Below are 17186 nucleotides of genomic sequence, written 5' to 3' on the forward strand. Positions count from 1 at the left end.
CATCACCGGTCTCTCATGCAAACACCCTTTGCCACCGCCGCGGCATTGCCGCGCCCACCCGCTGTCGACGGCGAAACCAGCGCAACGAGTCTGAACGATCCCGACAACGCCCCAGCCGTGCGTCTGTTGACCGACACGTTGCACGAAGCGACGCGGCGCAATGCGTCGGACATCCACATCGAGCCGGCCGAGCATGGTTGGCGTGTGCGGCTACGTATCGACGGCGTGCTGCATGAAATCCCGCGGCCGCCCGCGCATCTGCGCGACGCGTTCGTCACGCGTGTGAAGGTGCTCGCGCGCATGGACATCGCCGAGCGACGCGTGCCGCAGGACGGCCGGCTACGCCTCGCGACATCGCCAGGACGGTTCGAGGATTACCGCGTCAATTCGCTGCCGACGCTGTTCGGCGAAAAGCTCGTGCTACGGCGACTCGACGCGTTGCCCGCCGATCTCTCGCTCGATTCGCTCGGCCTCGATCCGGCACAGCGTGATACCGTCGACGCCGCGATCCGCGCACCGCACGGCCTGATGCTCGTCACCGGACCGACAGGCAGCGGCAAGACGCTGTCGCTGTACTGCTTCCTGAATCTGCTGAATGGCGAGGCGCGCAACCTCTGCTCAGTGGAAGACCCGGCCGAGATCCAGCTGGCCGGCATCAACCAGGTCAGCGTGCGCGAAAAAGCCGGACTGACTTTCGCGGTCGCGCTGCGGGCTTTCCTGCGTCAGGACCCGGACATCATCATGGTCGGCGAAATTCGCGACAACGAAACCGCCGACGTCGCCGTGAAGGCCGCCCAAACCGGTCATCTCGTGCTGTCCACGCTGCATACGAACGACGCGCCCGCGGCCATCGCGCGGCTCATCGATATCGGTGTCGAGCCGTACAACCTTGCAGCGGCACTGCGCATAGTGACCGCGCAGCGCCTCGTGCGGCGACTGTGCGTCGCGTGCCGCGCGCCCGCGCCGCATTCAGCGGCTGCGCTCCATGCCGCGGGCTTCGGCGAACATGCGCTCGACGGCTGGCAACCGTATGCGGCGACCGGCTGCGCGGTTTGCCACGGTATCGGCTATCGGGGGCGCGTCGGCATCCATCAGGTGATGCCGGTGTCCGATGCGATGCGCGAGCTGATCGTCGCAAGCGCGGGGGCGCACGAGCTGGCACGCCTCGCCCAGACCGAACAGGTCGCTACGTTACGCGACGCGGCGCTTGCGCGTGTGCGCGACGGCACCACAAGTCTCGCTGAAGCGCTCGCCGCCACGGAGGTCGCATGAGTACCGCCGCGCTGTCACCGACACAGCCGGTCGCAGCCGAACTGCGCTTCAAATGGCGCGGCGTCGACGCGGACGGCGTGCGCCGCAGCGGCACGCTGATCGCACCCGACGCGAGCGCCGCGCGCACGATACTCAAACGCGACAACCTCTTTATCGTCGAACTCGCAACGCAAGGGCCGGCGCCACTCCCGAAGACCAGCGCTGCCGATGTCACGCTATTCACGCGACAACTGTCCAGTCTGCTGCGTGCCGGTTTGCCGCTCGCGCCCGCGCTTGAGCTACTCGCGCAGGCGCCGACGTCGGGCCAGCGGCAAGGCATGCCGCGCATCGTCGGCACCGTCGCGCGCGACATCACCGCCGGCCTGCGCTTTTCGGCGGCCTTGCAGCGGCACTCGGCGCAGTTCAATGCGCTGTACTGCCAGCTCGTCGAAGTGGGCGAAGCGGCAGGTGCGCTCGTCACCGTGCTCGCCCGCCTCGCCGACGATCGCGAACGCGCCGCCGCGCAGCGCGCGAAAGTGCGCGCGGCTCTCACCTATCCGGTCGCGATCCTGCTGCTCGCGGTCGCGATTACCGCTGCGTTGCTGGTGTGGGTCGTGCCGACGTTCAAGCAGATTTTCGATGGCTTCGGCGCGAAGCTGCCCGCGCCGACGCAGTTCGTGCTGGCGCTCTCGACGGCCGCCGCGCGCTGGAGTGTGCCGCTGTTCGTACTGATGGTCGCAACGAGTTCGGCCATCTCGTTGGTGCTGCGCCGTTCGGCAAGCGCGCGCATCCGCTTCGGGCGCGTGTCGCTCAACCTGCCGGTGGCCGGCCCGCTGCTGCGCACGTTGTGCGCCGCGCGCTGGAGTCGCGCGCTCGGCACGTTGCTGTCCGCCGGTACACCGCTCGCCGACGCGTTCGATTCGCTCACGCAGGCGACCGGCAATGCATTCTTCGATCGTGCAACGGCAACCATCGCCATGAGACTGCGCCGCGGTGAACGACTCGCCGCGGCGATGCGCGCGGCCCACTGCTTTCCTCCCGAGGTCGTGCAGCCCGTTGCGGTCGCCGAGGAATCCGGCGCGCTCGACAGAATGCTGCTCGATGTCGCGTCGCTTGCGGATCGCCAGGTCGACGACAGGATCGGCACGCTATCGAGCCTGTGCGAACCGCTCGTGATCGTCGTGCTCGGCACGCTGGTCGGCGGCCTCGTCATCGCGATGTATCTTCCCATTATTCAACTCGGCAACGTGGTGTAGCATCGCAGCCGAATCCACTCCATCACCATGCAGGCTCCTCCTCCGCTCGTGTCACAAACTTCTTCCAGCCTGCTCGCGGGCTTACTGCCGGGCCGCTTTGCCAGCGATATCGGCGTCGCGTTCGCGAGCCTGCCCGCCGGCGTGCAGGTCGCGTTCGCGATCGCGCTCGGCCTCGTGATTGGCAGCTTCCTGAACGTGGTCGTGCATCGGTTACCGATCATGCTCGAGCGCGCGTGGCTCGCCGAAATCAACGAGGCCACCGACGAGCCGCAGCCCGACGACGGACTGCCCGCGCGCTACAACCTGTGGGTGCCCCGTAGTGCGTGCCCGCATTGCGGCCACGTGTTGAGCGCCTGGGAAAACTTGCCGGTGCTGAGCTATCTGCTGTTGCGCGGCCGTTGTTCCGCGTGCGGCACGCACATCAGCGCGCGCTATCCGCTGCTCGAAATTGCGAGCGCCGCTTTCGCGGCAGGCGCACTGACAGCGTTCGGCCCGACGCTGATGGCACTCGCCGCCTTCGGCCTGTGTGCGACGTTGCTCGCGATGAGCGCGATCGACATCGACACGCATCTATTGCCCGATTCCTTGACGCTGCCGCTGTTGTGGGCCGGCCTGATCGTCAATTTCAACGGCATGTTCACGAATCTGCACGACGCGGTGCTCGGGGCCATCTTCGGATATCTGGTGTTGTGGGCCGTACATTGGGTCTTCAGGCTCGTGCGCGGCTTCGAAGGCATGGGCTATGGCGACTTCAAGCTGCTCGCCGCGCTCGGCGCGTGGCTCGGCTGGCCCGCACTGCCGCAGATCGTGCTGATCGCCGCGGTGGCCGGTGCCGTGATCGGCCTCGCGGCGACGTGGCGCGGCCGTATGCGCTTCGAGGAGCCGCTGCCGTTCGGGCCGTTTCTCGCTGCTGGCGGTGCGCTCACGCTATTTGTCGGCACGCCGCTTTACCTGGCTCTCGGAGGCTGAACCATGTTCGTTGTCGGACTCACAGGTGGCATCGGTAGTGGCAAATCGACGGTGGCCAATCTGTTCGCCGTGCGCGGCGTACCGCTCGTCGACACGGACGTGATCGCGCATCGCATCACCGCGCCGCATGGCCTGGCGATGCCGCACATTGCCGCCGAATTCGGCGCGGAGTTCGTCGCCGCCGATGGCTCGCTCGATCGCGCGCGCATGCGCACGCTCGTGTTCAGCGACGAGACCGCGCGCAAGCGTCTCGAAGCCATCACGCATCCGTTGATTCGCGCGGAAACCGAGCGCGAAGAGCGCGAAGCGCAAGGGCCCTATGTGATCGTCGTGGTGCCGTTGCTGGTCGAGTCCGGGACATGGAAGAACCGGGTGAATCGCGTGCTCACCGTCGATTGCGCCGTCGACACGCAGATCGCGCGTGTGTTGAGCCGCAACGGCTTCAGCCGTGAGCAGGTGCTCGCGATCATCGCGCGCCAGGTCAAGCGCGAAGCGCGCCTCGCCGCCGCCGACGACGTGATCGTCAATGACAATGCGCCGCTCGAGGAACTCGAGGCGCAGGTGGACGCTCACCATCAAGCGTATCTGTCGCTTGCGAAGGGCGACGCCGAGTTATAGCGCGCGCCGGGCACAGGTCGGCCATTTCGCCGCGGGCATGAAGCGCATACGACGCCCTGTGAAGGAGAACTTTGCGCGCACGCGAGAGCCGAAGCGCTCAGGAACACCGTGAACTCACGAAAAAAGTTGCAAAAGCGCGCAGAAAAAGTGCGTGATTGCTTGGGTAGTCCCGCGGCATTAGAATGTTTTGCATTCCTGTCACCGACCACGCCCGAGGCGAGCCCGCTTGATCCTTTACGAGTACCCCTTCAATGAGCGAATCCGGACGCTGTTGCGGCTCGAAGATCTGTTCGAGCGTTTCACGTTCTTTCTGACTCAGGAAGACGCGAGGGAACATCACGTCGCACTGACAACGCTATTCGAAATCTCCGAAGTGGCGGGTCGCGCGGATCTGAAGTCGGATCTGATGAAAGAGCTCGAGCGGCAACGGCAAACGCTCGCGCCGTTTCGGGGCAATCCGGGCATCGAGCAGAGCGCGCTCGAAGCGGTGCTCGGCGAAATCGAGCAGACCCTCGCGGGTCTCACGCAGATGCAAGGCAAAACCGGCCAGCATCTTGCAGACAACGAGTGGCTCGCGAGCATTCGCAGCCGCGCAATCATCCCCGGTGGTACCTGCAAATTCGACCTGCCGTCGTATTACGCCTGGCAACAGTTGCATCCCGATCAGCGTCGCCAGGACATCGCCAAGTGGGTGACACCGCTTTTGCCGCTGCGCGACGCGGCCACGATCGTGCTGCGGCTCGCGCGCGAGTCGGGCCAGGCGTCGAAGGTCATGGCGATGCAAGGCAGCTATCAGCAAATGCTGTCGGGCCGCTCGTATCAATTGATGCAGGTTCGCATTGCTCCTGAATTGCGCGTGATTCCTGAAGCGAGCGCCAACAAGTACATGCTGTGGGTGCGCTTCACAGTGCAGGACGGCGATCTGCGGCCACGCGCGGTCGACGTCGACGTGCCGTTCCAGCTTACGCTGTGCAGTTTGTAACGGATGATCAACTACCGCCGCATCCAGAAGCGCACGCCGAATTTGACGGAACGCGCCTTTGAAGCGGCGCGAAATAGCCCTATATTCGTTACTTGTTCCGTTCGCGATTGACCGTCCGACCGTATGCCTACCGTCGTCAAATGTCCTACCTGCGGTAAAGATGTCCGCTGGACCCCTGAGAGCCGCTTCCGTCCTTTCTGCTCCGAGCGCTGCAAGCAGACCGATCTCGGCGCATGGGCCGCCGAAAAATACCGCATTGGCGGCAACGAACAGGAAGGGTCTTCGTCCGAAGAGGAAACCCCGCGCGGCGACTACAACCCGCACTGAGCGGGCCGGTAAAAAAGCCACGCGGACCGACGCTGCCGAGACAGCGCCCGCTACCGCCTGGCCTTTTCAACCACTTCGTTCAATCGATCACTTCTTCTCGGCCGCGAGCCACTCCAGCACCGGGATCGTGGCCGGCAGCAGCGGCGAGACATCCGCAGGCAAGCTCTGCCACGCGAAAGCCTGTCCTTCCCGCCCGTGTGGTTCGCCCGACCACTGCGTCACCTTGCAAAAGAAGAGGCGCACATAGGCGTGCGGATAATCGTGTTCGAGCGTATGCCACAGATGGCTCACCTCGACCTCGATTCCCAACTCCTCGTGCAACTCTCGCACAAGCGCGGCCTCGACCGATTCACCCGCTTCGAGCTTGCCGCCCGGAAACTCCCAGTAGCCCTCGTACGGCTTGCCGGCCGGACGCTGCGCAAGCAGATACCGCCCATCTGGCTGCATCAGCACGCCGACCGCGACTTCGGTGACCGGACGGCCCGCGCCGATTTTGCCGGCGTTCTCGCGTGTTTCGCTCATGCTGGCGTCTTACGGCCGGACCAGTCGCGCGCGAACTGCCACGCGACCCGCCCCGAGCGCGAGCCGCGTTCGAGCGCCCACACCAGCGCATCGCCGCGCGCCGATTCGATCTCGGCGTCGTCGCAACCGAAATGGCGCAGCCAGTGCGCGATGATCGTCAGGTAGTCGTCCTGCTTGAACGGATAGAAGCTGACCCACAGCCCGAAACGCTCGGACAGCGAGATTTTCTCTTCGACCAGTTCGCCCGGATGAATTTCGCCGTCCGAGGTGTGCTTATAGGTCTCGTTGTCGCTCATGTACTCGGGCAGCAGATGGCGGCGGTTCGACGTCGCGTAGATCAGCACGTTGTCGGACTGCGCCGCGACCGAGCCATCGAGCGCGACCTTCAGCGCCTTGTAGCCCGACTCGCCTTCTTCGAACGACAGGTCGTCGCAGAACACGACGAAGCGCTCCGGACGTTTGGCGATCAGATCGACGATGTCGCCGAGGTCGTGCAAATCGTCCTTGTCCACTTCGATCAGGCGCAGGCCGTCTTTCGCGTACGCGTTCAGACACGCCTTGATCAGCGACGACTTGCCGGTACCGCGCGCGCCCGTCAGCAGCACATTGTTGGCCGGCTGAGCGCGCACGAACTGGCGCGTGTTCTGTTCGATCAACCCTTTCTGGCGATCGATGTTCTGCAGGTCGTCGAGCGTGATCGGCGAAATGGCGTGCACCGGCTGCAAGTAGCCGCGCCCCTGACGCTTGCGCCAGCGGAAAGCGACCGCAGCCGACCAATCGATGTCCGGCGCGGCGGGCGGAAGCATCGCTTCCAGGCGGCCGAGCACGGCTTCGGCCCGGTTCAGAAACTGTTCGAGTTTGTCCATGGTAAGTAGGCGGCCCGCGGCCGCGCTTTGAACCTGATTACGAGCGGTAGTCGGCGTTGATGCTCACGTAGTCGTGCGACAGATCGCAGGTCCAGATCGTGGCTTGCGCATTGCCGCGGCCGAGCACGACGCGGATGCCGATCTCGCTCTTTTTCATCACGCGCTGCCCGTCTTCTTCGCGGTAGGTCGGGTTGCGGCCGCCGGCAGTCGCGACCAGCACGTCGTCCAGATACAGATCGATCTTGCCGACATCGAGATCGTCCACGCCGGCATAGCCGATGGCCGCGAGAATGCGGCCGAGGTTCGGGTCCGATGCATAGAAGGCCGTCTTGACGAGCGGCGAGTGGCCGATCGCGTAAGCGATCTGGCGGCATTCGCCGACGCTCGAACCGCCTTCGACATGCACGGTCATGAATTTGGTCGCGCCTTCGCCGTCGCGCACGATCAGTTGCGCGAGGTTCTGAGCGACGTCGGTCACCGCGTCGCGCAGCGCTGCATAAGCGGGCGAATCGGTGGACGTGATCGCGGACAGGCTCGATTTGCCCGACGCGATCAGGATGAACGAATCGTTGGTCGACGTATCGCCATCGATCGTGATGCAGTTGAACGAGCGGTCCGCGACGTGCTTCACGAGCTCGTCCAGCACCGGCTGCGCGACGGCCGCGTCGAACGCGAGAAAGCCGAGCATGGTCGCCATGTTCGGCTTGATCATGCCAGCGCCCTTGCTGATGCCGGTCAGCGTGACCGTGTGACCGTCGATCGTGACCTGGCGCGAGCTCCCCTTCGGCAGCGTGTCGGTCGTCATGATCGACTGCGCCGCGTCGTACCAGTTCGCTTCCTTGCGATTCGCGAGCGCGGCCGGCAAACCGGCCTTCAGACGATCGACCGGCAGCGGCTCGAGAATCACCCCCGTCGAGAACGGGAGCACCTGCTCGGGCGCGATGTCGGCGAGACGAGCGAGTTCCGCGCAGGTTTCGCGCGTCGCCGCGAGGCCCGGCTCACCGGTGCCCGCGTTCGCGTTGCCGGTGTTGATCACCAGCGCGCGAATCGGCTTGCCGCCCGCGCGCACGCGCTGCAGGTTCTCGCGGCAGACCGTGACGGGCGCCGCGCAGAAGCGGTTCTGCGTGAACACGCCGCCTACCGTCGCACCTTCGTCGAAGGAAATGACGAGCACGTCCTTCCGGTTCGGCTTGCGGATATTCGCTTCCGCCCAGCCGAGCGAGACGCCGGCTACGGGGTGGAGTTGAGGGGGATCGATCGAGGGAAAGTTGACAGCCATGGTCGCGACCTGTCGAAGAAAATGCCGGCGGACGCCGGCATCGGGGAAACGGAACTGATGATCCGGGCGTGCTGCCGGGTCACCCGCGAAATCAAAACGGCCAAGCGGCGCTCAAAAACGACACGGCGCGCCCGGAAGCGCGCCGCATCGCCATCAGGCGATCTTGCCGTGGCACTGCTTGTACTTCTTGCCGCTGCCGCACGGGCACGGGTCGTTGCGGCCGACCTTCGGCACGCTGTCGGTGTTCATGCGCACGGCCGCCTGCGGCGCGGCGCCGTGGCCGTGACCGTGGCTCATCGCGTCGCCGATCATCGCGGCGGTGGCCGCTTCGGCCGCGACGGGCGCCGCGGCGCCGGCTTCCGCGAACTCGGCATGACGGAATTCGACGTTCTCCAGATGACCGCCCTGCTCTTCCATCTGCTCCGCGGCCGCTTCGAGCTGCTCCGGCGACTGGATCTGCACGTTCATCACGATGCGCGTGACTTCGAGCTTCACGGCGTCGAGCATCGCAGCGAACAGTTCGAACGCCTCGCGCTTGTATTCCTGCTTCGGGTTCTTCTGCGCATAGCCGCGCAGATGGATGCCCTGACGCAGATGATCGAGCGCGGCCAGATGCTCGCGCCATGCGCGGTCGAGTGTCTGCAGCATGATCGAGCGCTCGAACGCGCTGAACGATTCGCGGCCGACCAACTGGACCTTCGCCTCGTACCCTTCGTCCGCGGCGGCCTCGACCGCTTCGAGAATCTCTTCCACGCTGATCGAGTTCGACTCGTTGATCATTTCCTGGATCGCGAGGTCGAGCTGCCATTCGTTGCGCAGCACTTCCTCGAGCTCGGGCACGTCCCACTGCTCTTCGATGCTGCCCGCCGGCACGAACTGATGCACGATGTCGCTGATGACACCGTGACGCATCGCCGTGATGGTCTCGGTGATGTCGTTCGCTTCCAGCAATTCGTTGCGCTGCTGGTAGATCACCTTGCGCTGGTCGTTCGACACGTCGTCGTATTCGAGCAATTGCTTACGAATATCGAAGTTGCGCGCCTCGACCTTGCGTTGCGCCGATTCGATCGAGCGCGACACGATGCCCGCTTCGATCGCCTCGCCTTCCGGCATCTTCAGCCGGTCCATGATCGCACGCACGCGATCGCCCGCGAAAATGCGCAGCAGCGGATCTTCCAGCGACAGATAGAAGCGCGACGAACCGGGGTCGCCCTGACGGCCCGCACGGCCGCGCAACTGGTTGTCGATACGGCGCGACTCGTGACGCTCGGTACCGATGATGTGCAGACCGCCTGCGGCCTTCACCTGATCGTGCAGCGTCTGCCATTCGTCGTGCAGCTTCTGGATGCGGCGCTGCTTTTCGTCCTCGGCGAGCGTTTCGTCCTGCTCGATGAACGACGCCTGCTTCTCCGCGTTGCCGCCGAGCACGATGTCCGTACCACGGCCGGCCATGTTGGTCGCGATCGTGATGCGCTGCGGACGGCCCGCCTCGGCGACGATCTCCGCTTCGCGCGCGTGCTGCTTCGCGTTCAGCACTTCGTGCGGCAAGCTGACCTGCTTTAGCAGATGCGACAGCAGCTCCGAGTTCTCGATCGACGTCGTGCCGACCAGCACCGGCTGACCGCGTTCGAAGCACTCGCGAATGTCGCGGATCACCGCGTCGTAGCGTTCCTTCGCGGTCTTGTAGATCTGATCCTGCTTGTCGATCCGCTTCGGCGGACGGTTGGTCGGGATCACGACCGTTTCGAGACCGTAGATCTCGTTGAATTCGTACGCTTCGGTGTCGGCCGTGCCGGTCATGCCGGCCAGCTTCGCGTACATGCGGAAGTAGTTCTGGAACGTGATCGATGCGAGCGTCTGGTTCTCGCTCTGGATCTTCACGTGCTCCTTCGCCTCGACCGCCTGGTGCAGACCGTCCGACCAGCGGCGGCCGGCCATCAGACGGCCGGTGAATTCGTCGACGATGATCACTTCGCCGTTCTGCACGACGTAGTGCTGATCCTTGAAGAACAGCGTGTGCGCACGCAACGCGGCGTACACGTGGTGCATCAGCGTGATGTTCTGCGGCGCGTACAGGCTTTCGCCGTCGCCGATCAGGCCCCACTCAGAGAGCAGGCGCTCGGCCTTTTCGTGGCCCGACTCGGTCAGGAAGACCTGACGGCCTTTTTCGTCCAGCGTGTAGTCGCCCGGCTTCTCGACGCCGGTGCCGTCCGCCTTCTCTTCACCGATCTGGCGCTCGAGCAGCGGCGGCAGCGCGTTCATGCGCACGTAGAGTTCGGTGTGATCTTCGGCCTGGCCGGAGATGATCAGCGGCGTACGCGCTTCGTCGATCAGGATCGAGTCCACCTCGTCGACGACCGCGAAGTTCAGGCTGCGCTGCACGCGCGCGTCGGTCTCGTAGACCATGTTGTCGCGCAGGTAGTCGAAGCCGAATTCGTTGTTGGTGCCGTAGGTGATGTCAGCGGCGTACGCTTGCTGCTTCGCCGTGTGCTCCATCTGCGACAGGTTGATACCGACCGACAGACCGAGGAAGTTATACAGACGCGCCATCCATTCCGCGTCGCGCTGCGCGAGGTAGTCGTTGACCGTGACCACGTGGACGCCGCGGCCCGACAGCGCGTTCAGGTAGACCGGCAGCGTCGCGACGAGCGTCTTGCCCTCACCGGTGCGCATTTCGCTGATCTTGCCGTAGTGCAGCGCCATACCGCCGATCAGCTGCACGTCGAAGTGGCGCATCTTCAGCACCCGCTTGCTGGCCTCGCGGCAGACCGCGAACGCCTCCGGCAGGATCTTGTCGAGCGATTCGCCGCTCGCGACGCGCTGGCGGAATTCACCCGTTTTGGCGCGCAGTTGGTCATCCGTCAATTGCTCGATCTGCGGCTCGAGCGCATTGATCGCCGCGACGGTCTTTTGATATTGCTTGACTAGCCGCTGATTACGGCTGCCAAAAATCTTCTGTAGAAAACCGGTGGTCATCGGATCGGTGTCTGCGTCGCGGCTTCGGCTGGCTCGCGGTGTGCGCTTCGCGCCTACCGCGCCTCGGTCGGAAAGTCCTCGGCGGCTTAGTCCAAGAGTGAATTCGAATCGGGCATTTTAGCACGCGCCTCCGGCTGCGCTCGTGTCACAGGCTTGACGGCGCCGGCCTCCGCCAGCCCCGCCCGGCAATCTCCAGCGCGCCGCGGACCGGTTTGGCGAGCTGCCCGCGCGGTACAATCTCGGGGTGAGCGCGCATGGGGCGAGCTCGGGTCGTCAATCCCAAACATGAGCCGTTTTTCGTCCTTTTCAAGGCCGCCGAAGCAGTTCGATCGGCGCCGCCCGCAACCGCTTGCCGAGGTACTCGGCCGCACGGATGCGTTCGCCGCGCTGCGCGCGGGCGTCGAGCAGATCGCCGCGCTCGAGAAGGATCTGCGCGAGCTGCTGCCCGATTATCTGGCGACGAGCGTCGAACCCGGCTTCATCAAGGAAGGCGTACTGGCTCTGTTCGCCGCGCATAACGCGCTCGCGGCCCGTCTGCGGCATCTGGAGCCGCGGCTGCTGGCGGATTTGCAGCAGCGCGGCTGGCCCGTGCAGGCGCTGAAGATTCGCGTGCGGCCTCAGCCGCTGAAGGAACCGCCGCCCGTCAAGCAGGCGCGCATGACGCCGGCCGGCGCCGACGCGCTGCGGGCGTTGAGCGAATCGCTCGCGCCATCACCGCTGCAGGAAGCACTCGCGCGCATGGCCGCGCGGCATCGGCGCAATCGCTGAACACTCAACGAAAAACGGCCCCGCGGGGCCGTTTTCATCTGCTTGCCAGTCACACCGGCGTTATGCGAACGCCGTCTGCGTTTCGTACGCGAAGCCGCGCGGGGCCTTCTGTGTGTCGTCGAATGTGACGATTTCGTACGAGTCTTCGTGCGCGAGCAGTTCGCGCAGCAGCGCGTTGTTCAGACCGTGGCCCGACTTGTACGCGGTGTACGACGCGAGCAGCGGGTGACCGACCACGTACAGGTCGCCGATCGCGTCGAGCATCTTGTGCTTGACGAACTCGTCCTCGTAACGCAGGCCGTCGTTGTTCAGGATGCGGTATTCGTCGAGCACGATCGCGTTGTCCATGCTGCCGCCGCGCGCGAGGCCGAGCTCACGCATCATTTCCACTTCATGCGCGAAGCCGAACGTGCGGGCACGCGCGATTTCGCGTACATACGACGTATTGGCGAAATCCACTTCCAGCGCCTGGCCGGTTTTGTCCACAGCCGGGTGGCGGAAGTCAATCGTGAATTTGAGCCTGAAGCCGAAGTACGGATCGAGGCGTGCGAACTTGTCGCCGTCGCGAATTTCGACCGGCTTCGTGACCTTGATGAATTTCTTCGGCGCGTTCTGTTCTTCGATTCCCGCCGACTGGATCAGGAACACGAACGAACCCGCGCTGCCGTCCATGATCGGGATTTCCTCGGCGGTGACCTCGACGTAAAGATTGTCGATGCCAAGACCGGCGCAGGCGGACATCAGATGCTCGATGGTCGACACGCGCGCGCCGTCTTTCTGCAACACCGAAGCCAGACGCGTATCGCCAATCGCCATCGCCGACGCAGGAATGTCCACCGGCGTGGGCAAATCCACGCGCGAAAACACGATGCCAGTGCCCGGCGCCGCCGGACGGAGCGTCAGATTGACTTTGCGGCCGGAGTGCAAGCCGATGCCGACAGTCTTGACGATCGATTTGATTGTGCGCTGCTTCAACATGGTGGTCTTCTATTCGATTGAAAATCCTAATCAGGACTTTTTAATTCATAGCACGAATTATACTCCAATCCCCAAACCATCGTCTTTGCGAGGAACGTATCAAACTGTTTCGCTGCATTACCAGCGGGGCACAGCGACGCAAAGCGTGATGGGCCGATGCCCCGGAACGGAGGCGTTTCCGGTCATCGGCCCGCGTAACGGCCTGTCACAAAAGCGTCGCAATCACCGTTGCCATGGCGCCACGCGGCATAAGCGCGGGTCGCGGCGAAGGTGCGAGCTCAGCAACTAGCTCAACGTGGCGAGAATACTCGCCGCATCGCTGACTTCGAATTTGCCGGCAGCCTCGACGTTCAGCGTCTTGACCACGCCGTCGTCGACCACCATCGCGTAGCGCAGGGAACGGACTCCCATGCCGCGCGCCGACAGATCCTGCTCCAGACCAAGCGCCCGTGTGAAAGCCGCACTACCGTCCGCCATCATGCGCACCTTGCCCGAGGTGTGCTGATCGCGTCCCCACGCGCCCATGACGAACGCGTCGTTGACGGACACGCACCAGATTTCGTCGATGCCGGCAGCGCGCAACTGCTCGGCATGCTCGACATAGCCCGGTACATGTTTGGCCGAACAGGTCGGCGTGAACGCGCCGGGCAATCCGAAGATCGCCACGCGCTTGCCCGCCGTCTGCTCGCGCACGTCGAAACTGTTCGGTCCGATCGTGCAGCCCGCCCGGTCGTCTTCGACGTACTCGAAAAGCGTCGCGTCGGGCAGCTTTTCACCTTCCTTGATCATGCTCAGTCCTTTGCATCGATGCGAAGCACGCTCGCACGTCCTCGTGTCGCAGTGAATTCCGGTTCGGCCCATTCAACTCCAGGCCATGCCGTTCGGCGGCAGTCACTCCGTCCGCTTCGCTAATTCGCAGAGGGTAGTTGCCCCTGCCGCGAATCAGACGATACGCGACCTGCTTGCCGTTCACCCGCCACGCTCGTGCATTCGTCCGCCAGCGCTGCACTGCGGCACAACTCGCAGCGCGGCAACGAAGCCCGTGCGCTCAGTCCGCCTGCTTGCGCAGGAATGCCGGAATGTCGTACGTATCGACGCCCTTTTCCTGCAGCGCCTGCACATGCGAGGCCGCCGTGTCGCGCGACGTGCGCCACACTGCCGGCGTATCGAGCGCGCCGTAGTCGGCCGTGCTGGCATGGCCTGCCGCCGGTGCGTACGCCGCATGCGCCATCGCGCCGATCGGCTGGTTGTCGGTGCCGGTGCGCAGCAGCGTCATCGGTGCCGATTGCTGCTTCTTCGCCGCGCGGCCGAGGCCCGTTGCGACGACCGTCACGCGCAGCGCGTCGCCCATCGCATCGTCGTACACGGCGCCGAAGATCACCGTTGCATCTTCCGCGGCATAGCTCTTGATCGTGTTCATCACTTCGCGCGTTTCCGACAGACGCAGCGAACGGCTCGACGTGATGTTGACCAGCACGCCACGCGCGCCCGACAGATCGACGCCTTCCAGCAGCGGGCTCGCGACGGCCTGTTCGGCCGCGAGACGCGCGCGATCGACGCCGGCAACGGTCGCCGTGCCCATCATCGCCTTGCCCTGCTCGCCCATCACGGTCTTCACGTCTTCGAAGTCGACGTTGACGAGACCGTCGACGTTGATGATTTCCGCAATACCCGCGACCGCGTTGTTCAGAACGTCGTCAGCGCACTGGAAGCACTTGTCCATCTCGGCGTCGTCGCCCATCACCTCGAACAGCTTGTCGTTCAGCACGACGATCAGCGAGTCGACGTGATCCTCCAGTTGCTGCGAACCGGCTTCCGCCACGCGCATACGCTTGCCGCCTTCGAATTCGAACGGCTTGCTGACGACGCCAACGGTCAGAATACCCATTTCCTTTGCGATCTGCGCGACGACCGGTGCCGCGCCCGTGCCGGTGCCACCACCCATACCGGCGGTGATGAACACCATGTGCGCGCCGCGCAGTGCGTCGGCGATACGCTCGCGTGCTTCCTCAGCGGCGGCGCGGCCCATTTCCGGCTTGGCGCCCGCGCCCAGACCCGTGTTGCCGAGCTGGATCACCGCGGTGGCGCGCGAACGCGACAGCGCCTGCGCGTCCGTGTTCATCACGATGAAGTCGACGCCTTGCACGCCTTTGTTGATCATGTGCTGAACGGCATTGCCGCCAGCGCCACCGACTCCGACGACCTTGATGATGGTGCCGCTCGTTTCGGTTTCCAGCATCTGGAATTCCATGTTGCCTCCGTCAAGATAAAAAGTTACCGCCACTCGGCGTTATCCGGCAGGAGATCGGGCAACCCCCTGTCGCGCGCCGGCCGCCGGCACCAGCGCGAATTTCTCGAAACCCGTGGTCAGAAGTTGCCGAGGAACCAGTCCTTCATGCGCGAGAACACCTGTCCCATCGACCCCGACTGCACCGCAACCTTGCGCCCGCGCATACGCTGCGAGCGTCCTTCGACGAGCAGGCCCATCGCCGTCGAATAGCGCGGATTGCGCACGACGTCGGCGAGACCGCCCGCATACTCTGGTACGCCAATGCGCACCGGCTTCAGGAAAATGTCCTCACCAAGCTCGACCATGCCGATCATCATCGACGCGCCGCCCGTCAGCACGACGCCCGAGCTGAGCAGTTCCTCGTAACCCGACTCGCGCACCACCTGCTGCACGAGCGAAAACAGCTCCTCGACGCGCGGCTCGATCACGGCCGCCAGCGCCTGGCGCGACAGCGTGCGCGGACCGCGCTCGCCGAGACCCGGCACTTCGATCATCTCGTCCGGATCGGCGAGCGCCTGCTTGGCGATGCCGTAGTCGACCTTAATGTCTTCGGCATCCGGCGTCGGCGTGCGCAGCGCCATCGCGATGTCGCTCGTGATCTGGTCGCCGGCGATCGGAATCACGGCCGTGTGGCGAATCGCGCCTTCGCTGAAGATCGCGATGTCCGTCGTGCCGCCGCCGATGTCGACCAGCACCACGCCTAGTTCCTTTTCGTCTTCCGTCAGCACCGCGAGCGACGACGCGAGCGGCTGCAGAATCAGGTCGTTCACTTCGAGACCGCAGCGGCGTACGCACTTGACGATGTTCTGCGCCGCGCTGACCGCTCCGGTGACGATATGCACCTTCACTTCGAGACGGATGCCGCTCATGCCGATCGGTTCGCGCACATCTTCCTGACCATCGATGATGAATTCCTGCGTGAGGATATGCAGCACCTGCTGGTCGGTCGGGATGTTGATCGCCTTGGCCGTTTCGATCACGCGCGCGACGTCCGCCTGCGTGACTTCCTTCTCCTTGATCGCGACCATGCCGCTCGAATTGAAGCTGCGGATATGGCTGCCGGCGATGCCGGTGAACACGTTCGTGATCTTGCAGTCGGCCATCAGCTCGGCTTCCTCGAGCGCGCGCTGAATCGACTGCACGGTGGCTTCGATATTCACCACCACGCCCTTCTTGAGCCCCTTCGATTCGCTCTGGCCGAGACCGATCACCTCGTAGTGACCCTCGCCCTTCAACTCGGCGACGATGGCCACTACCTTCGACGTCCCGATGTCGAGGGCGACCAGCAGATCCTTATAGTCTTTACTCATAGCGTGCTCAGTGCGTGTGATGTCCGTTTACTTCTTGCCCTTGTCGGATTCGCTGATGAAGCGCATGCCAGCGGCACGAATCGCGAAACCGTTCGGATAGCGCAAGTCCGCATACTCGATATCCTTTCCCCAACGTTGCGTCACCGCGCTCCATGCCGCGGTCAGGCGTTTGCTGCGATCGGCCAGCGTGTCCTGATTGCGTTCGCGGCCCAACTCCACCTGCGTGCCGTTCGACAGCTTCACCGTCCACGCGTAGCGCGGCGACAGCGTCACTTCCTCGGGCGTCTCGTGGATCGCCGAGAACCACTTCTGGAAGTCGTGATAGCGCGCGACGACTTCCTTCGCCGTACCGTCCGGGCCGTCGAACGCCGGCAGGTCTCCGTCGAGCTCGCCCTGGTTCGCGGTGAACAGCTCGCCGTCGACGCTCACCAGCTGATCGCTGCCCCACGTGCCAAGCGGCTTGTACTCCTCGAGCGTGACAGCCAGTGCATTCGGCCACACGCGCCGCACGCTCGCGTGACGCACCCACGGCATCTGCTCGAACGCCTGCCGCGCGACGTCGAGATCGACCGTGAAGAAGTTGCCCTTCAGGCGCCCCACGACGCCGGCGCGCACCGTCGGCGAATTGATGTGCTCGGTGTCGCCGTCGATCTGGATCTCGCGCAGCGCGAAATTCGGGCGCTGGATCAGCCAGTAACCGCCCGCCGCCAGCAGCACGAGCACCAGCAATGCGTGCAACGCATTGCTGGCGAGATTGAGCTGGCGAACGTTGTTCCACATGGTGTTGCTTGCGA

At 64.4% G+C, this 17186-nt stretch carries 16 protein-coding genes; 7 read left to right on the top strand and 9 right to left on the bottom strand.

The features are described from left to right. The first annotated feature begins 15 nt into the window (after positions 1-15). The 6 genes from OKW43_RS30945 (at position 16) to OKW43_RS30970 (ending at position 5403) form a co-directional block, all read left to right on the top strand. Complete coding sequence (locus OKW43_RS30945) at positions 16-1272, top strand: GspE/PulE family protein (protein ID WP_429451614.1); 1257 nt, start codon at positions 16-18, stop codon at positions 1270-1272. After that, complete coding sequence (locus OKW43_RS30950; protein ID WP_187636732.1) at positions 1269-2507, top strand: type II secretion system F family protein; 1239 nt, start codon at positions 1269-1271, stop codon at positions 2505-2507. Before OKW43_RS30945 ends, OKW43_RS30950 begins: the two co-directional genes overlap by 4 nt. A 27-nt stretch (positions 2508-2534) precedes the next feature. After that, on the top strand, positions 2535-3476 hold the full coding sequence (locus tag OKW43_RS30955; RefSeq protein WP_187636733.1) for a prepilin peptidase: 942 nt from the start codon (positions 2535-2537) through the stop codon (positions 3474-3476). 3 nt (positions 3477-3479) lie between these two features. Continuing rightward, positions 3480-4094 (top strand): dephospho-CoA kinase, encoded by a 615-nt coding sequence (gene coaE, locus OKW43_RS30960; protein ID WP_429451617.1) that lies wholly within the window; start codon positions 3480-3482, stop codon positions 4092-4094. Positions 4095-4320: 226 nt separating this feature from the next. Next, on the top strand, positions 4321-5076 hold the full coding sequence (gene zapD / locus OKW43_RS30965) for a cell division protein ZapD (RefSeq protein ID WP_187636735.1): 756 nt from the start codon (positions 4321-4323) through the stop codon (positions 5074-5076). 123 nt (positions 5077-5199) lie between these two features. Further along, positions 5200-5403, top strand: coding sequence for a DNA gyrase inhibitor YacG (locus tag OKW43_RS30970; RefSeq protein WP_187636736.1), 204 nt, complete (start codon positions 5200-5202; stop codon positions 5401-5403). Between the two features lie 87 nt (positions 5404-5490). On the opposite strand, the gene mutT is transcribed toward OKW43_RS30970, so the two are convergent. The 4 genes from mutT to secA all read right to left on the bottom strand — a co-directional run bounded on the left by mutT (position 5491) and on the right by secA (position 11046). After that, positions 5491-5925, bottom strand: coding sequence for an 8-oxo-dGTP diphosphatase MutT (gene mutT, locus OKW43_RS30975; protein ID WP_187636737.1), 435 nt, complete (start codon positions 5923-5925; stop codon positions 5491-5493). After that, positions 5922-6791 (bottom strand): ATP-binding protein, encoded by an 870-nt coding sequence (locus OKW43_RS30980; RefSeq protein ID WP_184022871.1) that lies wholly within the window; start codon positions 6789-6791, stop codon positions 5922-5924. Before OKW43_RS30980 ends, mutT begins: the two co-directional genes overlap by 4 nt. Before the next feature lie 37 nt (positions 6792-6828). After that, positions 6829-8070 (bottom strand): bifunctional glutamate N-acetyltransferase/amino-acid acetyltransferase ArgJ, encoded by a 1242-nt coding sequence (argJ, locus tag OKW43_RS30985; protein ID WP_187636738.1) that lies wholly within the window; start codon positions 8068-8070, stop codon positions 6829-6831. A 153-nt stretch (positions 8071-8223) separates the two neighbouring features. After that, a complete protein-coding gene (gene secA / locus OKW43_RS30990; protein ID WP_429451620.1) occupies positions 8224-11046 on the bottom strand; it encodes a preprotein translocase subunit SecA in 2823 nt (940 codons plus the stop codon). Between the two features lie 285 nt (positions 11047-11331). Here secA and OKW43_RS30995 point away from each other — a divergent pair, with 285 nt between their 5' ends. Next, entirely contained in the window at positions 11332-11814 is a 483-nt protein-coding gene (locus OKW43_RS30995; protein WP_187636741.1) for a DciA family protein, read from the top strand. A gap of 60 nt (positions 11815-11874) precedes the next feature. Here OKW43_RS30995 and lpxC read toward each other — a convergent pair whose 3' ends face one another. The 5 genes from lpxC to OKW43_RS31020 all read right to left on the bottom strand — a co-directional run bounded on the left by lpxC (position 11875) and on the right by OKW43_RS31020 (position 17172). Continuing rightward, positions 11875-12792: a UDP-3-O-acyl-N-acetylglucosamine deacetylase gene (gene lpxC / locus OKW43_RS31000; RefSeq protein ID WP_187636742.1), complete on the bottom strand. Its 918-nt coding sequence runs from the start codon at positions 12790-12792 to the stop codon at positions 11875-11877. Positions 12793-13077: 285 nt separating this feature from the next. Continuing rightward, positions 13078-13581, bottom strand: a complete 504-nt coding sequence (locus tag OKW43_RS31005; RefSeq protein ID WP_187636743.1) for a peroxiredoxin — start codon at positions 13579-13581, stop codon at positions 13078-13080. A gap of 259 nt (positions 13582-13840) precedes the next feature. Then, positions 13841-15043 carry a cell division protein FtsZ gene (gene ftsZ / locus OKW43_RS31010; protein ID WP_184006597.1) on the bottom strand — a complete coding sequence of 401 codons (1203 nt, stop codon included), beginning with the start codon at positions 15041-15043 and terminating at the stop codon, positions 13841-13843. Between the two features lie 116 nt (positions 15044-15159). Next, positions 15160-16392 (bottom strand): cell division protein FtsA, encoded by a 1233-nt coding sequence (gene ftsA, locus OKW43_RS31015; RefSeq protein ID WP_008921172.1) that lies wholly within the window; start codon positions 16390-16392, stop codon positions 15160-15162. A gap of 27 nt (positions 16393-16419) precedes the next feature. After that, positions 16420-17172 carry a cell division protein FtsQ/DivIB gene (locus OKW43_RS31020; protein WP_187636744.1) on the bottom strand — a complete coding sequence of 251 codons (753 nt, stop codon included), beginning with the start codon at positions 17170-17172 and terminating at the stop codon, positions 16420-16422. Positions 17173-17186: the final 14 nt, after the last annotated feature.

Origin of the sequence: Paraburkholderia sp. WC7.3g, assembly GCF_050436345.1 — a bacterium.
Lineage (GTDB): Bacteria > Pseudomonadota > Gammaproteobacteria > Burkholderiales > Burkholderiaceae > Paraburkholderia > Paraburkholderia podalyriae.